Origin of the sequence: Micromonospora sp. NPDC048947, from assembly GCF_040649495.1 — a bacterium.
GTDB classification, from domain to species: Bacteria; Actinomycetota; Actinomycetes; order Mycobacteriales; family Micromonosporaceae; genus Micromonospora; species Micromonospora alfalfae.
On the sequence record NZ_JBEZFO010000004.1, the window covers coordinates 322,250 to 337,487 of the forward strand.

The 15,238-nt window shown below is 69.5% G+C and carries 14 protein-coding genes; 3 read left to right on the forward strand and 11 right to left on the reverse strand.

The features are described from left to right. Nucleotides 1-119 precede the first annotated feature (119 nt). Complete coding sequence (locus tag AB0B98_RS08775; protein WP_357361606.1) at nt 120-1,157, forward strand: acyl-CoA desaturase; 1,038 nt, start codon at nt 120-122, stop codon at nt 1,155-1,157. Nucleotides 1,158-1,206: 49 nt separating this feature from the next. On the opposite strand, the gene AB0B98_RS08780 is transcribed toward AB0B98_RS08775, so the two are convergent. The 5 genes from AB0B98_RS08780 to AB0B98_RS08800 form a co-directional block, all read right to left on the reverse strand. Then, nucleotides 1,207-2,706 carry a protein kinase gene (locus AB0B98_RS08780; protein ID WP_357361607.1) on the reverse strand — a complete coding sequence of 500 codons (1,500 nt, stop codon included), beginning with the start codon at nt 2,704-2,706 and terminating at the stop codon, nt 1,207-1,209. A gap of 151 nt (nt 2,707-2,857) precedes the next feature. After that, complete coding sequence (locus AB0B98_RS08785; protein ID WP_357361608.1) at nt 2,858-3,475, reverse strand: OmpA family protein; 618 nt, start codon at nt 3,473-3,475, stop codon at nt 2,858-2,860. Further along, nucleotides 3,459-4,061, reverse strand: a complete 603-nt coding sequence (locus AB0B98_RS08790; RefSeq protein WP_238668059.1) for a hypothetical protein — start codon at nt 4,059-4,061, stop codon at nt 3,459-3,461. Before AB0B98_RS08790 ends, AB0B98_RS08785 begins: the two co-directional genes overlap by 17 nt. A gap of 261 nt (nt 4,062-4,322) precedes the next feature. Beyond that, the gene (locus tag AB0B98_RS08795) at nt 4,323-6,239 is read right to left on the reverse strand and encodes a tetratricopeptide repeat protein (RefSeq protein WP_357361609.1); all 1,917 of its coding nucleotides are present in this window, start codon (nt 6,237-6,239) and stop codon (nt 4,323-4,325) included. 26 nt (nt 6,240-6,265) lie between these two features. After that, the gene (locus AB0B98_RS08800; protein WP_357361610.1) at nt 6,266-7,147 is read right to left on the reverse strand and encodes an AfsR/SARP family transcriptional regulator; all 882 of its coding nucleotides are present in this window, start codon (nt 7,145-7,147) and stop codon (nt 6,266-6,268) included. Nucleotides 7,148-7,417: 270 nt separating this feature from the next. On the opposite strand from AB0B98_RS08800, the gene AB0B98_RS08805 reads away from it, so the two are divergent. Further along, nucleotides 7,418-7,915 (forward strand): LURP-one-related family protein, encoded by a 498-nt coding sequence (locus AB0B98_RS08805; protein WP_357361611.1) that lies wholly within the window; start codon nt 7,418-7,420, stop codon nt 7,913-7,915. Nucleotides 7,916-8,002: 87 nt separating this feature from the next. On the opposite strand, the gene AB0B98_RS08810 is transcribed toward AB0B98_RS08805, so the two are convergent. Beyond that, the gene (locus AB0B98_RS08810; RefSeq protein WP_357361612.1) at nt 8,003-9,355 is read right to left on the reverse strand and encodes an FAD-binding protein; all 1,353 of its coding nucleotides are present in this window, start codon (nt 9,353-9,355) and stop codon (nt 8,003-8,005) included. 47 nt (nt 9,356-9,402) lie between these two features. Between AB0B98_RS08810 and AB0B98_RS08815 the strand changes: the two genes are divergently transcribed. Further along, nucleotides 9,403-10,827, forward strand: coding sequence for a PLP-dependent aminotransferase family protein (locus AB0B98_RS08815; RefSeq protein WP_357361613.1), 1,425 nt, complete (start codon nt 9,403-9,405; stop codon nt 10,825-10,827). A gap of 169 nt (nt 10,828-10,996) precedes the next feature. Here AB0B98_RS08815 and AB0B98_RS08820 read toward each other — a convergent pair whose 3' ends face one another. The 5 genes from AB0B98_RS08820 to AB0B98_RS08840 form a co-directional block, all read right to left on the reverse strand. Then, complete coding sequence (locus tag AB0B98_RS08820) at nt 10,997-12,055, reverse strand: alpha/beta fold hydrolase (protein ID WP_357361614.1); 1,059 nt, start codon at nt 12,053-12,055, stop codon at nt 10,997-10,999. A 14-nt stretch (nt 12,056-12,069) separates the two neighbouring features. Next, nucleotides 12,070-12,423 carry a hypothetical protein gene (locus tag AB0B98_RS08825; protein ID WP_238668053.1) on the reverse strand — a complete coding sequence of 118 codons (354 nt, stop codon included), beginning with the start codon at nt 12,421-12,423 and terminating at the stop codon, nt 12,070-12,072. Nucleotides 12,424-12,524: 101 nt separating this feature from the next. Further along, a complete protein-coding gene (locus AB0B98_RS08830) occupies nt 12,525-12,989 on the reverse strand; it encodes a helix-turn-helix domain-containing protein (protein ID WP_357361615.1) in 465 nt (154 codons plus the stop codon). A gap of 134 nt (nt 12,990-13,123) precedes the next feature. After that, the gene (locus AB0B98_RS08835) at nt 13,124-13,684 is read right to left on the reverse strand and encodes a hypothetical protein (protein ID WP_357285409.1); all 561 of its coding nucleotides are present in this window, start codon (nt 13,682-13,684) and stop codon (nt 13,124-13,126) included. A 28-nt stretch (nt 13,685-13,712) separates the two neighbouring features. Beyond that, nucleotides 13,713-14,960 (reverse strand): S1 family peptidase, encoded by a 1,248-nt coding sequence (locus tag AB0B98_RS08840; protein ID WP_357361616.1) that lies wholly within the window; start codon nt 14,958-14,960, stop codon nt 13,713-13,715. Between the last annotated feature and the right edge of the window lie 278 nt (nt 14,961-15,238).

The following is a 15,238-nucleotide window of genomic DNA, read 5'->3' on the forward strand; positions in this document are numbered from 1 at the left end:
AAGCCAGCGGCGGTTCGTTCATCGATTTCTGCAGGACCACGCATGCACTACGTGCCCCGGTCACGACTGACGGCGGGGTCAGTGGAGCTGATTGGCGTGGCTGACGAGGAGTGGCGACGGTGAGTGAAACAGATCTTGGCGCCCGCAGTGACCGGGGCAGTGATTACGCCGACCTGTCCCGGCTGGTCCGAGGCGCGGGTCTCCTCGACCGGCACCCCCGCCGCTACGCGGCGCGGGTGACAGTGGTGTTTGTCGGTCTCGCGTTGATGGGCGTCGTGTTCGTCCGCCTCGGGTCGTCCTGGTGGCAGACGGCAACCGCCGCTGGCGTCGCAATGCTGTTCGGGCAGCTGGCCTTTCTCGGACACGACGCCGGGCATCGGCAGATCCTTCGATCCCGCCGGGCGAACGACGTGATCGGCTATGTCTGTGCAAACCTGGTGAACGGGATCAGTTACGGCTGGTGGGTCGACAAGCACAATCGTCACCACGCACATCCCAACACCGAGGGCCGCGACCCCGACCTCGTGGTGGCGCCGCTGTCCTTCACCCCCGCGCAGGCCGCGACGCAGCGCGGCCTGCGCGCGCTGTTCGTTCGGCATCAAGCGGCGCTGTTCTTCCCCCTGCTGATGGTGGAGGGTCTGCATCTGCACGCCGCCAGCGTCCGGGCGGTCGTCTTCCGCAGCGGTCTCCGACGCCGACGAGCGGAGGCCGGACTGCTCCTCCTGCACTCCGCCGGCTACCTCACTGTCGTGTTCCTGGTCCTGAGCGTTCCGCAGGCGATCGTGTTCATCCTGGTCAATCAGGCACTCTTCGGCCTCTACCTGGGCAGCTCCTTCGCCCCGAACCACAAGGGGATGCCGATCCTGACCGGGACCGATGACATCGACTACCTACGCCGTCAGGTCCTCACCTCCCGCAATGTGCGCGGGGGTCGCCTCCTCGACGCACTGCTCGGTGGGCTCAACTACCAGATCGAACATCACCTTTTTCCCAGCATGCCCCGGCCGAACCTGCGCCACGCCCAGCCACTGGTCCGCCAGTTCTGCGCCGAACATGGCATCGCGTACCACGAGACCACCCTGATCCAGTCCTGGGCCCAGGGGCTGGCGCACCTGCGGACAGTCGGGGCCGGATCGGGCCGACCCGACAACGACTGAAACCGGCCGCACGCACTTTGGATCATGACGATCTGCGTACGTCATCCACTCACTGGCGGCTCTCCCTTATCTTCGGCAATGGCGTGCCGTCCTCGCACCGCGCCTTGATCTCACTCTTGTTGCCTGCGGACAGCAGCACCACCTGGATCTCCTTGACCGGCCCCGAGTTGTAGTCCTTGAGGCGGTAGCCGGTGGCAGGAGCGACGTCCAGAACGCGAATCTGATCGCCGGTGCAGAGCACGGTCACCACACCACCGAGTGCCCGAAGGGGCGTACCTGGCTTCGGGGAGGTCGGCGCCGGCGCGGCACTGGACGGTCCCGTCAGACTCTCGGCACTGGGTGACGTTGTAGGGCCGGGGCCGGCCGAGGAACCGGCTCGAGCGGTCGCTTCAGCCGGCCCAGCCGGAACGGTCACCGCGCGGCTCGGTAGTGAGACCGGTGCGGGCTGCGCGGACGTCAGCCGGGGAGCAGGCACCTCGGTGACAGTCACATCGAAGGCGGCGTCGGGTGGGGTGGCACCGTCACGTGTGGCGACTTCGCCCGATCTGCCATCGGCAGGTACGAACTGGGGGAGCAGAAGCGAGATGATCCCTGCCGTCGCCATGAGAACGGGGATCAACACGGCGTTGGGGATGCGGCGACGCCGACCGGGAGAGGGACCGGCGGTAGTCGGGGCGGACACGGGCGAGACGGATGCCGGCTGGGCCGCCTCTTTCACCCGCCGCTCGGCGTCCTCGGTCAGACCGTGCAGGGCCGTGGCCACCTCCGCCGCGTCCGGCCGATCAGCGGGATCCCTGGCGAGGCAACGGTCGAGGAGGCGGTGAACCTCCGGCGACACTCCCTCGATGTCAGGCAGCGGCGCCGGATCGACGTACACGTGAGCAGTCAACATCTGCGTGGGAGTCTCCGCCGACCAAGGCAGCTCATTGGTCAGCGTTCGGTACAGCAAGAGCCCGAGCGCGTAGACGTCGGAGGCAGGCAGGACGGTGCCACCGGCGAGCCGTTCGGGCGCGAGGTAGGCCGCGGTACCCAACAGCTGTCCGTCCGCCTCCAGCTCCGGCCGACCGACAGTGGTGGCGATACCGAAATCGACCACCTTCACACCGGCCGGCGTCAGCATCACGTTGGACGGCTTGATGTCGCGGTGCACCAGCTGACGTTCGTGCGCGGCGGCGAGCGCCTCGGCGACCTGCGCGCACGTCCGCATCGCGGTGGCCGGCGGCAGCGGACCGGCGGCAAGTCGTTGGGACAGGGTCTGGCCGGGCAGCAGTTCCATCACCACATACGACACCTGGCGGCCGGCGGCATCCGTGTGCTCGCCATAGTCGTACACACTCGTCACGTGCGGATGCCAGAGGCCCGCTGCGGACCTGGCCTCTGCCTGGACGCGTTGCCGTGCGCCTCGGGCGTCGGCCTGCGCGCCGGCCAGGACCTTGACTGCCACCCCACGTTCGAGGACGCGGTCCCACGCCCGCCAGACGACCGACATGCCCCCAGCGCCGAGACGGCTCTCGACCTGATACCTGTCGCCCAAGAGATCACCGACCATCACTGGGACAGCTTGCCAGAGTGGACGCGCGGTGGCATGACGACCGAATTCGACACTGGTCAGATGCCGTCAACAATTGGTGCGTGGCCGCCGGGCGATCAGCGGGCAATCCCCGGAGAGGTTCTGACACCGTGAACTCTCTCCGGGGCCCTCATTTGTCGAACCGGATTTCGACACGCCGATTGGTGGCTCTGCCCTTCGGGTTGTCCTTGCCGTCGACGGTGTTCGGCGCGACGGGCCTGGTCTCCCCGAAGCCGTTGATCTCGTAGGTGACACCGCCGTCGACGAGTGCCGCGCTCAGCGCGTCGCGCACTGCCTGGGCCCGTCGGCGGGACAACGTCAGGTTCTGCGCGTCGTCACCGACCGAGTCGGTGTGACCGTCGATCTGAACCGTGCCCTTGGCCTGGGTACGAAGCCGTTCGGCTATCTCGTTCAGCCGGGCGCGGGTAGCCGGCGACAGATCGGCCTTACCGAAGGCGAAGAGCACATCCGCCGCGAGTGTCAGCTCGATCCGACTGCTGGACTCGGCCTGCAGGCTGGTGCCGTCGGCGTCCCCGGTGAGCAGGAAAATGTCCTGCACCGGGCCCTGAATGTCCACTATCGGCGCGCTCACCTGCTCGCCGGACGTGGCCTGTGGCCCAGGCACGGTGCCGGACGGCGGGGTTGGGGTCGGTATCGGTGCGGACCAGGCGATCGCCGGTTCGCTGACCAGTAGGCAGATGGTCAGCGTGGCGGCCAGCGCTGTCCGCCGGCTAACCGAGCGGCACATTCTCGAAGACCGGCACGCGGGGGATGACGACATCAACGGCGGTGACGTCATCCGGTGGGGCTCCGAACATGGCGTACAGCTCGACCGACTGGCCGGCCTGCACGAACACCGAGGCGAGGCCCGACGAAGCGAGATACTTCACCTGGCCGGGCTTCGCGTCCTGGTCCCCGCTCCGGGCGACCAGGTGCCGCTTGCGGTTCTTCCGGTCGACCAACGTCACGCCCGAGAAGGCCAGGGCGATCGTGTCACCCTCGAACGCGCTCGCAATCTGCCAACGGTCCGGGTTGTCGCCGGCATCCGTGCGGGTCAAACGGACGTTGACTGTGACAAAACCCTTGTCGCGACGGAGTGGGTACAGCTCGACCTTGACCAGGAAGAGCTTGCCGCTGTCGCTGATCTGAATGTCCTGGCTTCCGATCGGTGCCCCGAGTTTCTCGGGGGTGCCCGCCGCGACACCAACGGTCTCCTTCGACTCGCTCGTGCCACCTCCGGGGTCGTGCGATCTGCCGAGGCTGCCGCACCCAGTGAGGGCAATTGTCACCGCGATCGCGAGCGAACCGGCGGTGATCGTGATGCGTGAACCCACGAATAACTCCGTTTACTGGTCGCGGTCTGCCGAACACTTCGCGCCGCCTGGCGGCCACATCTACCTTCGGCAGACCGGTAAACAGTCTTGGGCCAGAACGGCTGGCCGTCCGCCCAGCGGGAACCGACTGACCGATTGTCGGCGGGGCGGCTTGCAACTCGCCTGCAGCAGGCTTGCAGCGGACACATCAACGCGAAAGCTGGTAGCGGCCACGTTTGGTGGCGCACCAGTGCTGGCACCGGTCGTGTCGGGGGAATCAGGTCAACCGTCGGTCGTCGCCGGCTCGCCCAGCAGCGCCCGGATTTCGTCCGCCTCCGGGTCTCCGAGCTCGTTGAAGACGGCGAGCGCCTGTCGCCAACAGGATCGGGCCTCGTCGTCGCCCCGCTCGCTCAGGGACCGTCCCAGGGCCAGCAGTGTCCGGGCCCTGCCGTGCTCGTTGCCGGTGGACAGGTGCAGCCGCACTGCCTCGCGGAAGCGTCGGATCGCCCGATCGTGATCGCCCAGTTCGGCGTGCGCCTCGCCGAGATTGGCGATGCAGATGGCCTCCGCGTACCGGTCACCCGCGTCACGCATCGCGGTCAGTGCCTCCTCGTGGCGGTCGATCGCCTCGCCGGGTTGGCCCAGCAGCACATGGCACTGGGCCATGTTCTGCAGTGCCACACCCTCACCCCGTCGGTTACCCCGCAGCCTGTGTTCCTCGCGGGCGAGGGCGAACGTCGCCAGCGCCTCGTCGGGGCGGCCCGCCTCCGCGTGCGCGACGGCGAGGCTGTTCAGGCTGGTGGCTCGCCAGTCCCAGTCGCCGCTGGCCTCGTGCAATCGCAGCGACTTCTGGTACAGGTCGATGGCCTCGGCATAACGTCGGCTCTCGCACAGCGCGGTCGCGAGGCTGGCCAGCAGGGCACCCTCAGCCCGCCGGTCACCGACGGCACGGGTGGCGGCGACCCCGATGCGGGTCGCGATCCGCCAGTCTTCCCTGCGTTTGGTGATGTACCAGTACGCCGACGCGGCCAGGGCGATCTGCCATGCGTACGCCGGCGCGCCACGCGACGCCGCTGCGCGAACCATCGGAACCAGGTTCGTCCGTTCGCTTTCGCACCAGCCCAGAGCGGCCTGGTAGGTCTCGACGCGCATTGCCTCGACCGGGGCTGGCGGGGCTGGGCTGACGTGCGGCCGGTGCGGTTGCAGCACCCGTCCCGCGGCGCTGACCGTGTGCAGGTAACAGTTCAGCAGGCTGTCGAACACCGGTCGCGACTGCGCCGCGTTCTCCGGCGCCTCGGCCAACTCCCTGGCGTAGGCGCCCACCAGGTCGTGGAACTGGTAGCGGTCCGGCGCTGGAAGCTGAAGGAGGTTGGCCCGGTGCAGCTCGGCGGTCAGCTCCCGGGCCCGCGGCACGCTGACGCCCGCGAGGGCCGCAGCGGCGTGGACGCCGACACTCTCGCCCGGGTGCAGTGCCATCCGCCAGAACAGCTCGGCGGCGGGGGGTGACAGGCCACGGTACGACCAGGAGAAGACGGCACGGAGGTTGGTGTCGGGGCCGTCAGGCCCGACGAACGCGTCAAGCCGGCTTCCCTCGCGTAGTTCGTCGAGCAGGTCGCCGAGCGGACGTTCCGGCAGGTCCAACGCGCGGGCGGCGACGATGCGGATCGCCAGCGGCACATGGCCGCAATACTCGGCGAGTGCCGTGCGCTCGTCAGGCCGGGACCGACGTAGGCACCCGGCGACCAGGTCCACCGACTCGACCGGGCGCAGCGGAGCGAGACTCAGCGGCAGCGCCTGCTCGCGGACGACGAGCCCTGGAAGGCGGCGTCGGCTGGTCACCACGACGAGGCCGGCCAGATTCCCCGGCAGCAGCGGTCGGACCTGTGCGGCGTCGTAGGCGTTGTCCAACACGATCAGCAGCCGCCGGCCATCGGTCAGGCTGCGCATCCGCCCGCTCTGAGAGTCGACAGTGGGTGGGATGTCCGATGGTGGCACGCCAAGCGAGAGCAGCAGTCGGGGCAGCGCCTCCACTGGCGGCATCGGGGTGTCGCCCGGGCTGAACCCCCGTAGGTCGAGGTAGACCTGACCGTCCGGGAAGTCGTTGCGGTGCAGATGACCCCAGTGCAGGGCGAGTGCCGTCTTACCGATCCCGCCCATCCCGTCGATGACGACGATGCCGGGCCCGCCGCGGCGACGCACGGCGTCGAGCTGGGCGTCGAGCGCTGTCAGTTCGGCCCCCGGCCGACGAAACCACCGGGTGCGTGGGGGAGCTCCGCAGGCCGCGCGGGTGGATCACCAGAGCCTCGCCGTACCAGGTCCGCGGGTGGCGGCGAATCGAGTGGGACGTCGAGCGTGGCGTCGGCCCGCAGGATCGCGGCTTCCATCTGCCGCAGTTCCGGCGTGGGATCGAGGCCGAATTCGGTAACCAGCCGGGCTCGTAGCTCGCGGTAGGTCGCGAGGGCCTCGTCGGTGCGTCCCGCCCGGTGCAGGACCAGCATGAGCTGACCGACCAGCCGCTGCCGGAAGGGATGCTCGGCGAGTAGCTTGCTCAGCTCGTCCAGCGCGTCGCGTGACCGGCCCAACCGGACCAGTGCCTCCAGGCGGTCCTCAACCGCGGTCCACATCATCTCCCGCAGGCCGACGCAGAGCCGGTCTCGTACAACAGTCGGGGCGACGTCGGCCAGCGGATCGCCGCGCCAGAGCGTGAGCGCCAGGTCGAACAGCTTGACCGCCCGTTCGTCATCGGCCTGCCGGGCTCGGGCGACCAGGCCGGTGAAGCGATGTACGTCGACCGAGCCCGGATCCACTCGCAGGAGGTAGCCCGCGCCCGTGTGCAGGATCTCGATGACCTCGGGTGGATCGGCGTCCATCGGGTTGCCGGCCCGGCGCAGGCAGGCGCGCAGTCGGGAGACGAGCGCCTGAAGTGTGCTTCGGGCGGAGGCGGGCGGGTCGGACCCCCAGACGAGCTCGACAAGTCGGTCCACCGCCAGCGCGCGACCGGGCTCCAGCAGGAGCAGCCCCAGCACCAGACGCTGCTGGCGGGAGCCGAGGTCGACGGGCGCGCCGGCGGTGTACGCCTCGACCGCGCCAAGGACCCGGAATTCCACCTGGCCACCCCCCGGTCGTCCATTATGGCGGCGCGCCGGCAAGCGGTCTGCCGTGTCCCGTGATCATTTGCGCATGTGCGGCGTCTTCCGTTCCGGGGTCGTGACGAAGCAGCAGCTCAGGGGTGCCGCAGTGGGCCCGCTGCCGCGCATGCACTGCTCGCCGGTCAGTTCCGCGCAGCGATGCCTCGTGGCTTTTCGGCCGGGGTGAGCGAGGACGAGCAGGCAGTGCTCGGCCGGCACTTTGGTGTGCGGTGGGGGAGAATCGAAATCATGTTTGTCATCAAGGAGCGGTTCTTCTCGATCGGCGACGACTTCGACGTGCTCGACGAGCACGGCACCAAGGTCTTCCACGTCGACGGCAAGGTGCTCAGCGTCCGCGACAAGGTCGTCATCGAGGACGCCGCCGGCCATGAGGTCGCCACGCTGCACCGGCACCTGGTGGCACTGCGGCCCACGTACGAGATCCGCATCGGCGGCGAGAAGGCCGCAGAGGTTCGTAAGAAGCTGCTCACGCCGTTCCGCGACAAGTTCACCATCGACGTGCCGGGGCCTGATGACCTGGAGATGAAGGGTGACCTGCTCGACCACGAGTACGTGATCGAACGCGGCGGCACCGAGGTGGCCTCGGTCTCCAAGCGGTGGCTGACCATCCGGGACACCTACGCCGTGCAGGTCACTGCCGGCGTCGACCCACTGCTCATCATCGGTAGCGTCCTCGCGCTCGACCTGGCCATGAACCGCGACAAGAAGAAGAACGACGACGACTGACCCCCTGCCGCAGCCGCATTGCTGAGGCTCGGGGCCGGGACGGTCTGACGCGTTCCTACGCCGCGAACAGCCCGTAACCAGGCTGGGCTACTGGCTGTGGGGCCGGATGTTGTGGTTGAGGTGGAACACGTTGTGCGGGTCCCAGATCGTCTTGAGTGCGGTGAGCCTGGCGAGCTTGGCGGCCGGGTACGCGCGACGTACCCCACGTTGCCCCTCGTCGGCGGCGAGCGAGTTGACGTAGACGCCGTCGGCGTACGGGGCGAGCGCCGCTCCGGCACTGCGAGCCGCTGCCATCCGAATGTCGTCCTCGGATGGTTCGGTCCAGCGGGAGCCGGCGCCGAACTCGAACATGGTGCCGCGGTGGCTGAACGCCGCGTCGGCGTCCGCGACGTCGGCGATGGCACCGCCGTGCGCCTGCAGGCCGACGCCGGCCAGGTCGGTGCCGTTGTGCAGGTCCGACGCGCCGCGCAGCAGGAACGCCTCGATCGCGGCGGTGGGGAACTGCCGCAGGTAGTGCGCACTGGAGTACCGGCGGTAGGCGTGGCCACCGACGGTGTCGTCGCGTTGCTGCAATTGAAGGTATGAGGGGGTGGTGACCCGCTCGGCGAGCGGGTGCCCGAGCGCGCGCATCGCCGGCAGCAGCCGGTGACAGTGTGCCGGGTCGCCGACCCACACGAAGCCGACGGTGGCGATAGGGCCGGTGGGCGTGCTCTGGACGTCGGCGGTGAAGGTCGCCTGCCGCGGCGCGACGGTGTTGAGGTCCCGCCAGCCTTCGAGCACCGGTACGGCGTCCTCGGCGCGGAAGTCGAACTCGACGACCAGGGTCTGCGTTCCGCTGTGGTGCAGGTGAAATTCGAAGTCGGTGACGATGCCGAAGTTGCCGCCCCCGCCGCGTAGGCCCCAGTAGAGGTCGGGGTTCTCGGTTCGGCTCGCTCTCACCACCTCCCCGTCCGCGGTGACCATCGTGTAGGAGACGACGTTGTCGCAGGCCAACCCGTATTGGCGGGCGAGCCAGCCCATGCCGCCGCCGAGGGTCAGGCCGCCGACTCCGGTGTGCGAGACGTTACCGGCGGTCGTGGCGAGGCCGTATGGCTGTGACGCCCGATCGAGTACGCCGAGCAGCGCGCCGCCCTGGACCCGCGCGCGTCGCCGGATCGGGTCCACCCGAACGGCGTTCAACGGGGTCAGGTCGATCATCAGGCCGTTCGCGGGGACGGCGTGGCCGGCCACGTTGTGCCCGCCGCAGCGCACCCCGATCTCCAGATCGAGTTCGCGGGCCAGGCGCACCGCGGCCACCACGTCGGCGACGCTGGCGGCCTGCACGATCATCCGCGGACGACGGTCAATCATGGCGTTCCAGACGGTGCGGGCCGCGTCGTAACCCGGATCGCCGGGGGTGAGGAGGCGGCCGTCGAAGCGGGGACTGGTCGTTGTCGGCATACGTCTGAGCCTGACGGAAATCGGTACACTCGGTAAGGTCCGATTCCATGGCCCGAACCAGAACCAATTCGAGCACGGCGGAGGACCTGCTCGTCCATGTCGACCGGTCCGCGGCCGAACCGCTGCACCGGCAGATCGCCGCCTCGATCCGGGGCAGCATCCGGTCCGGTCGGTTGCGTCTCGGGACGTCCCTGCCGCCCACCCGCACCGTCGCAACCGATCTGGGAGTCTCCCGCGGCGTCGTGGTCGAGGCCTACCAGCAACTCCTCGCCGAGGGCTACCTCACCAGTCGGGCGGGCGGCTACACCCAGGTCGCCGTCGAGCCGGCTCCTCCCTCGGCGGGTCGGCGCGGCGGGGATCGGCCAGCGGCCCGGATCGACTTCGGGTACGGCCGGACCGACGTGTCGTCATTCCCCCGGGCAGCCTGGCTGCGCTCGGTGCGAACGGTCCTCACCACCACGCCGAACGAACGCTTCGCCTACCTTGACGGGCGCGGTGTACCCGAACTGCACGCAGCCCTGATCGACTATCTCAACCGCGTCCGCGGCACATCGGCCCGCCCCGAGAACGTCGTGATCTGCAGTGGCTACGGCCAAGGCGTCGCGCTGATACTCCAGGTGCTCGCGGCGCGCGGCGCGCGCAGGGTGGCAGTCGAGGACCCGTCCGCTGACGACGACGCCCGCCTCGCGGCGGCCGCCCTCGGTGTGGACGTGATCGGCGTCCCGGTCGGGCCGGACGGCATCCTCGTCGAGGAGCTCGAACGGACCGAGGCGGACGCCGTCGTGCTGACGCCCTCGCACCAGTGGCCCACCGGCGGCGTCCTGTCGGCCACCGCACGGGCCCGGGTCATCGGCTGGGCGCAGCGCCGCGGCGCCGTGGTGATCGAGGACGACTACGACGCGGAGTACCGCTACGATCGCTCGCCAGTCGGCGCCATGCAGGGGCTGGCACCCGACTCCGTCGTCTACTGCGGAACCGCGAGCAAGACCCTGGCACCAGGGCTGCGTCTCGGGTGGCTGCTGGCACCGTCCCACCTGGTCGACGACATCACGGCGGCCAAGGTACGAGCCGACCGCGGCTCGCCCGTCATCGACCAACTGACCTTCGCCGACTTCCTCACCCGAGGCGAATTCGACAGGCACCTACGGCGCATGCGCCCGGTCTACCGCCGTCGCCGCGACGCACTCCTGGCCGCCTTGCGCGCACGGCTGCCCGAGTTGGAACCGGTCGGTGTCGCGGCGGGCCAACACGTCGTCACCTGGCTCCCGCACGACCTCGACGAGGCCCCGATTGTGGCTGCCGCTGCCCGGCGCGGACTGGTAGTGCAGGGCGTCTCCCGGTACCGACTGAGCCCCGCCGGACCCGGCGGGCTGATCTTCGGCTACGCGACCCTCACCGAACGCTCCATCGCTGACGGAGTGGAAGCCCTTGCCGAAGCGGTCGCAGAGGTCCGTGCACTGACCAGCCGCTGATGGGGCCCGCGCACGAGGGAGCATCATCCAGACGTACCTTGCGATTTCCGGCAGTGGCCCGCAGCCGCGCGTGGGCGCGGCTGCGGGCGTCGAGGTCAGGGCGTTTTCCGGTGTCCCGGAGAGGACCCACCGGGGGAACGTGGAAAGGGGTCTTGAGCGTGGGCCTCGTCTACCTGGCGCCGTACCTCATGAACCGACCCAGTGCGTCGAGTGTGGCCGGGGCGAGGACGTCCGGATTCGCGGGGTCGGTCAGATCGTGGGCAACGCCGGACAGCACGATTCGGCCAGGCCCCCTGGTGTGCGCCCGTTCCAGCGCTACTGCCAGCGGCGTGGTCATGTGGCATGGGACCTGTGGGTCGATGGTTCCGCAGGTGAGCAGGACAGGAGTCCGACGGGGTAGCTGGTACGCGACAGCAACAGGGTCGATGGCGTCGATTGTCTCCACGTAGCGCCTGCTGGGGCCGTCGAGGGCACGGAAGAGATCGGCGAGCGCGGGCGGCATGGCGCTGGTGTCGGGTGGGCGGTGCGCCCGGAAATCGGCAACGGCCCGGTCGACAGCGCGCCCGAGGGTGAGTTGCTCCTGCCGGCTCATCTGGCCCGCGGCGACGGCAGCGGCGAGCTGGTCGTGCAACTGCTGCGCGAGCACGTCGAGGAACCGTTTCGCCAGGGGTTGCAACAGCCCGACTCCGGCCGTACGAGGTTCGGCGGCGACCGCGACCCGCAGTGCCGTCAGCGCACCTTCGCTGTGCCCGATCAGGCGTACCGCTCGCCGATTGACCTCGGGTTGGCCGGCGAGCAGCCGGTACGCGGCAGCGGCCTGGCGGACGAAGGCGGGATGGTCGAGCGTCTCGGGCCTTCCGGCGTAGGCGCCCAGCCCGGTCCGGCCAGTGCCGTACTTGTCGAAGCGCAGGCTGACGACTCCGTCGTGCGCCAGCGCTCCGGCGAGTTTGGCGAGGGTGTGTGGGGTGAGCGCGGGCGGCTGGTCGCCATTGCGGTCGGTCGGACCGCTGCCGGGCAGCAACAACACGGCAGGCATCTTCTGCCCCCGGCGGTGGGCGGGGATGTGCAGGGTGCCGTATGTGGTGGTCCCGTCCACAGTGAAGGTGATCTCGCGGTCCGTGGCAGGCGTGGTCGGCATGGCCTGCACGGCGGTGGCGGGAAGAGTTCCTGCGGCGATGGTTCCCAGGATGACGGTGCCGACAGTGATCCGGCGGACGGTTCGTGGCATCCGGCCGAAGGAGATCATCGCGGGACCGCCTGCTCGATCAGGGCGACAGTGGCGGCTGGGTCGGCGACCTCCACGACCAGGCGGGCATAGCGCTCGTCGGCGAGTTCGATGACGACGGCGCGGGCACCGTCACGAATGTTCCAGAAGACGCGCTCACCGTCCTGATGGAAGGTGCCGGCCGTGATCACACCGGGCACACTCGTCCCTGGTGCGCGCAGGCCCTTCGGTTCGGCCGCGATACCCGGGTCGGCGGTGGCGCCGCGGACGTTGGCCAACGGGATCACCAGACGGCTCTTGAGCGACCACAACCTGTCCATACCTTCGATCTCCACGACGAGATCGTCGCCGTCGACGCGCACAGTGGCCATGACAACCGTCCTTTCGTCAGCCCGGCGGCACCGGCCGTCGGGCATGGTGGGGCACCGGCGCGAGCGTCGCCGGGCGAGGTGGGTCGGGTACGGGAGTGGGGTTACGAAGGGCCGGCCGACGCCGTGGCGGCACGGGCCCGCAGCCGCTCGCCCAGCAGCGCGTTCAGCGCAGTCGAGGCAGGGGGGTCGGCGGGGGTCGCCGGTGCTCGCTGCAGGGCCTGGTCAAGCGTCTGCCACGCCTTGGCCACCAGGGCTGCCACCTCGACGTCACTGGGGGCGCGTTCGACAGCGGCCAACAACAGCAGATCGAGGGCGGGGTCGTCGGCGACCGCCGCGCCAGCGGCGAGTTGCTCGGTCAGCGACGGCAGCCGGTGCTCGAGGTGCCACCGCAGAGCGGCGAGATAGAGACCCCGCTTGCTGCCGAAGGTCTTGTAGAGACTGTTGCGGTGCACCCCCAGTTGTTGGACGAGATCGTCGACGGACACCCCGTCGTAGGCCCGGCCGGCGAACAACTCCGCTGCCGCGGCGGTCACGGCTTGTTCGTCGAAACCCCGCGGGCGACCCATGTCCAGAACACTAGTGATTGAGGAATGATCAGTCAAGAACGATCGTTCCTAATCTCGCTGGACCGAGCCGTCCGAGGTCGCCACCGACTGCGGGGCCGGCGCTCGTGGCGCCGGCCCCGCAGTGGTCTACCTGCTCAGGCGCGGAAGTAGCTGCACTGGAAGGCGAAGTCGTCCACCCGCACCGCACCGCTGCCACCGAGCAGGGAGACCCGTACGAACACCTGGTTCGGACCGTTCGCGTAGCTGGCCAGGTCATGCCGTCGCCACGTGGTGTCGGTGATCCGGACGGTGCGCAGCGCGAGGTAGGTCCAGCTCGCCGGATCGATCACCTCGACGTTGAGCACCGCCGGCCCGCTGACTGCCCGGACGAAGAACCCGCCGCCGCAGGTGGTGGAGTGCCCGGCGGTACGCGGCGCCACCGTGAGCAGCTTGCCCACCCCGGACCAGCCACCGGTCGAGGTGGTGAGAATGGCGTTGTTCGAACCGGACCGGGCCGTTCCGGTACCCAGCTCGAAGGCTCCGCTCCCAGCTCCGGAGCGGTGGAACTCCCACACCGCTGCCGGGTTCCCCTCGAACCCGTCGGTGTGCTGCCAGAGGTCCGCCTGAGCGGGGCCGACGGCCACTGTCAGGGCCACCGCCGTGGCCGTGACGGCCGCAGCGGTGAGGCGTACGGCTCTGGTGAATGCGGTTCTCATCCCTGTCTCCTTCGTTGGTCGACGCTCGTCACGGCGCGCCGTAGATGACGACCTGATACGCGGTGATTGCCTCTCCCACCGGCTGGTGCCAGGTGCGCGGCGAGGAGTTGCACTGGCTGCCGACCCGGTTGGCGTGCGAGTTCAGCCCGTACGCGGTGTTGCTGGCGAAGAGCGGCCCACCGCTGTCACCGCCGAGGGTGCAGATGTTGGTCTCGACCATCTGGCGTACGGTGCCGCCGGCGCCGTTGACCGTCACGTTGGTCTTGAGCACGGTGCCGCACCTGAATCCGGTGGTCTTGCCCGAGTTGCAGACCGACATCCCGCTCACGGCCGTCGCCCAGCCGTGGATGCTCCGGCTTGTGTTGTTCCACAGGTTGATGACGCCGGTCGCCCAGACCGACGGACCGTTCATCCAGATGAGGCCGTAGTCGTCCTCCGGATAGTTGCTCTCCAGCGACGGCCCGACGTCCTGCCCGTTGGGCAGTGTCCAGTGCGGGTAACCCTGGGTGCAGTGGCCGGCAGTAATGATGTAGTTGAAGGTGTAGTCGGTGGCGGTGAACCCGGCTGAGCAGCCGCCCAACGAGTCCCCGCTGGAGATCCCGACGTTCGGCTGGATCTGGCCGGCGCTGGTCTCGAACCGCACCGCCGCGCCGAACTTGCGCGCCGCCGAGCGTTGGCCGGCGTTCTTCGCCCCGGACGCCGGCAGGCTCACCACCACCTGGTTGGTCGCCGGGTCCACCGCCCAGGTGGTGTTCGGTTCACTCGGCGCGGCCTCCAGCGCCCGCTGGATGGACTGGAGTTGCCGCTCACCACGCTCGACGATGCGCGCCTTCGCGCCGGCGGCGGTCACCTTCGCGGCAGCCGCGGCGTCGGTGACAGTGACGACGAGGTTGCCGTCGGACAGGTACGCGCCGCCCGAGCTGGCGCCCAGCTCGGTGGTCAACTGGTTGGCGAGTCGCACATCGGCGTTCTCGGCACTGAGCAGCTTCTCGGCGGCCTCGCGGCTGATGCCCCGCTGTCCGGCGATCGCCTCGGCCATGTCCGCTGCCCCGCCCGCCCGGTCCCTGTCGACGCTGCCCGGGGAAGCCAGGGCCGCCCGGCCGTCGGTGCGGGCCCGATCCGCCGCGCCTCCGGGCTGGGCCGGTCGGTCGACCGGCCCGGCCGCCGCGGCCGTCGGAACGAAGGCCACCGATGCCACGACGGCGAGTGCCATCGCGAGCAGGGACCTGCGGCTGGGTCTTTTCGTACGCGGGTGGCTGACAACAGGGTCTGACATTCACCGCTCCCATCACGAGGGGACTGGTCGGCCGGGTCAGGAGTCGGACGGCCCGGACGGACGGCAAGTCTCGCAATCGGGAGAGGGCGGCGAGTGCGATGTTGGACGCGGCTGGACACGGTTGGACAGCTGGTTCCTGAGGCCCGTTTCGCAGTGCACGCCGACGTCGGGCAGCGAGGCGGCGCTCGGAGGGGCCGGGGTGAACGCTGGCGGATCGTTCGGCAGCTCAGTCAGTCCGCTTCCGCAGCTAATCGACTGGTGATCGTTCCTCCACACCG

Bases quoted from the DNA above. Each gene is read 5' to 3' on its own strand.
- AB0B98_RS08780 (WP_357361607.1), bottom strand. From the start codon at position 2,706: ATGGTCGGTGATCTCTTGGGCGACAGGTATCAGGTCGAGAGCCGTCTC.
- AB0B98_RS08830 (WP_357361615.1), bottom strand. From the start codon at position 12,989: ATGGGTCGCCCGCGGGGTTTCGACGAACAAGCCGTGACCGCCGCGGCA.
- AB0B98_RS08810 (WP_357361612.1), bottom strand. From the start codon at position 9,355: ATGCCGACAACGACCAGTCCCCGCTTCGACGGCCGCCTCCTCACCCCC.
- AB0B98_RS08815 (WP_357361613.1), top strand. From the start codon at position 9,403: ATGGCCCGAACCAGAACCAATTCGAGCACGGCGGAGGACCTGCTCGTC.
- AB0B98_RS08820 (WP_357361614.1), bottom strand. From the start codon at position 12,055: ATGCCACGAACCGTCCGCCGGATCACTGTCGGCACCGTCATCCTGGGA.
- AB0B98_RS08835 (WP_357285409.1), bottom strand. From the start codon at position 13,684: ATGAGAACCGCATTCACCAGAGCCGTACGCCTCACCGCTGCGGCCGTC.
- AB0B98_RS08805 (WP_357361611.1), top strand. From the start codon at position 7,418: ATGTTTGTCATCAAGGAGCGGTTCTTCTCGATCGGCGACGACTTCGAC.
- AB0B98_RS08825 (WP_238668053.1), bottom strand. From the start codon at position 12,423: ATGGCCACTGTGCGCGTCGACGGCGACGATCTCGTCGTGGAGATCGAA.
- AB0B98_RS08785 (WP_357361608.1), bottom strand. From the start codon at position 3,475: ATGTGCCGCTCGGTTAGCCGGCGGACAGCGCTGGCCGCCACGCTGACC.
- AB0B98_RS08840 (WP_357361616.1), bottom strand. From the start codon at position 14,960: ATGTCAGACCCTGTTGTCAGCCACCCGCGTACGAAAAGACCCAGCCGC.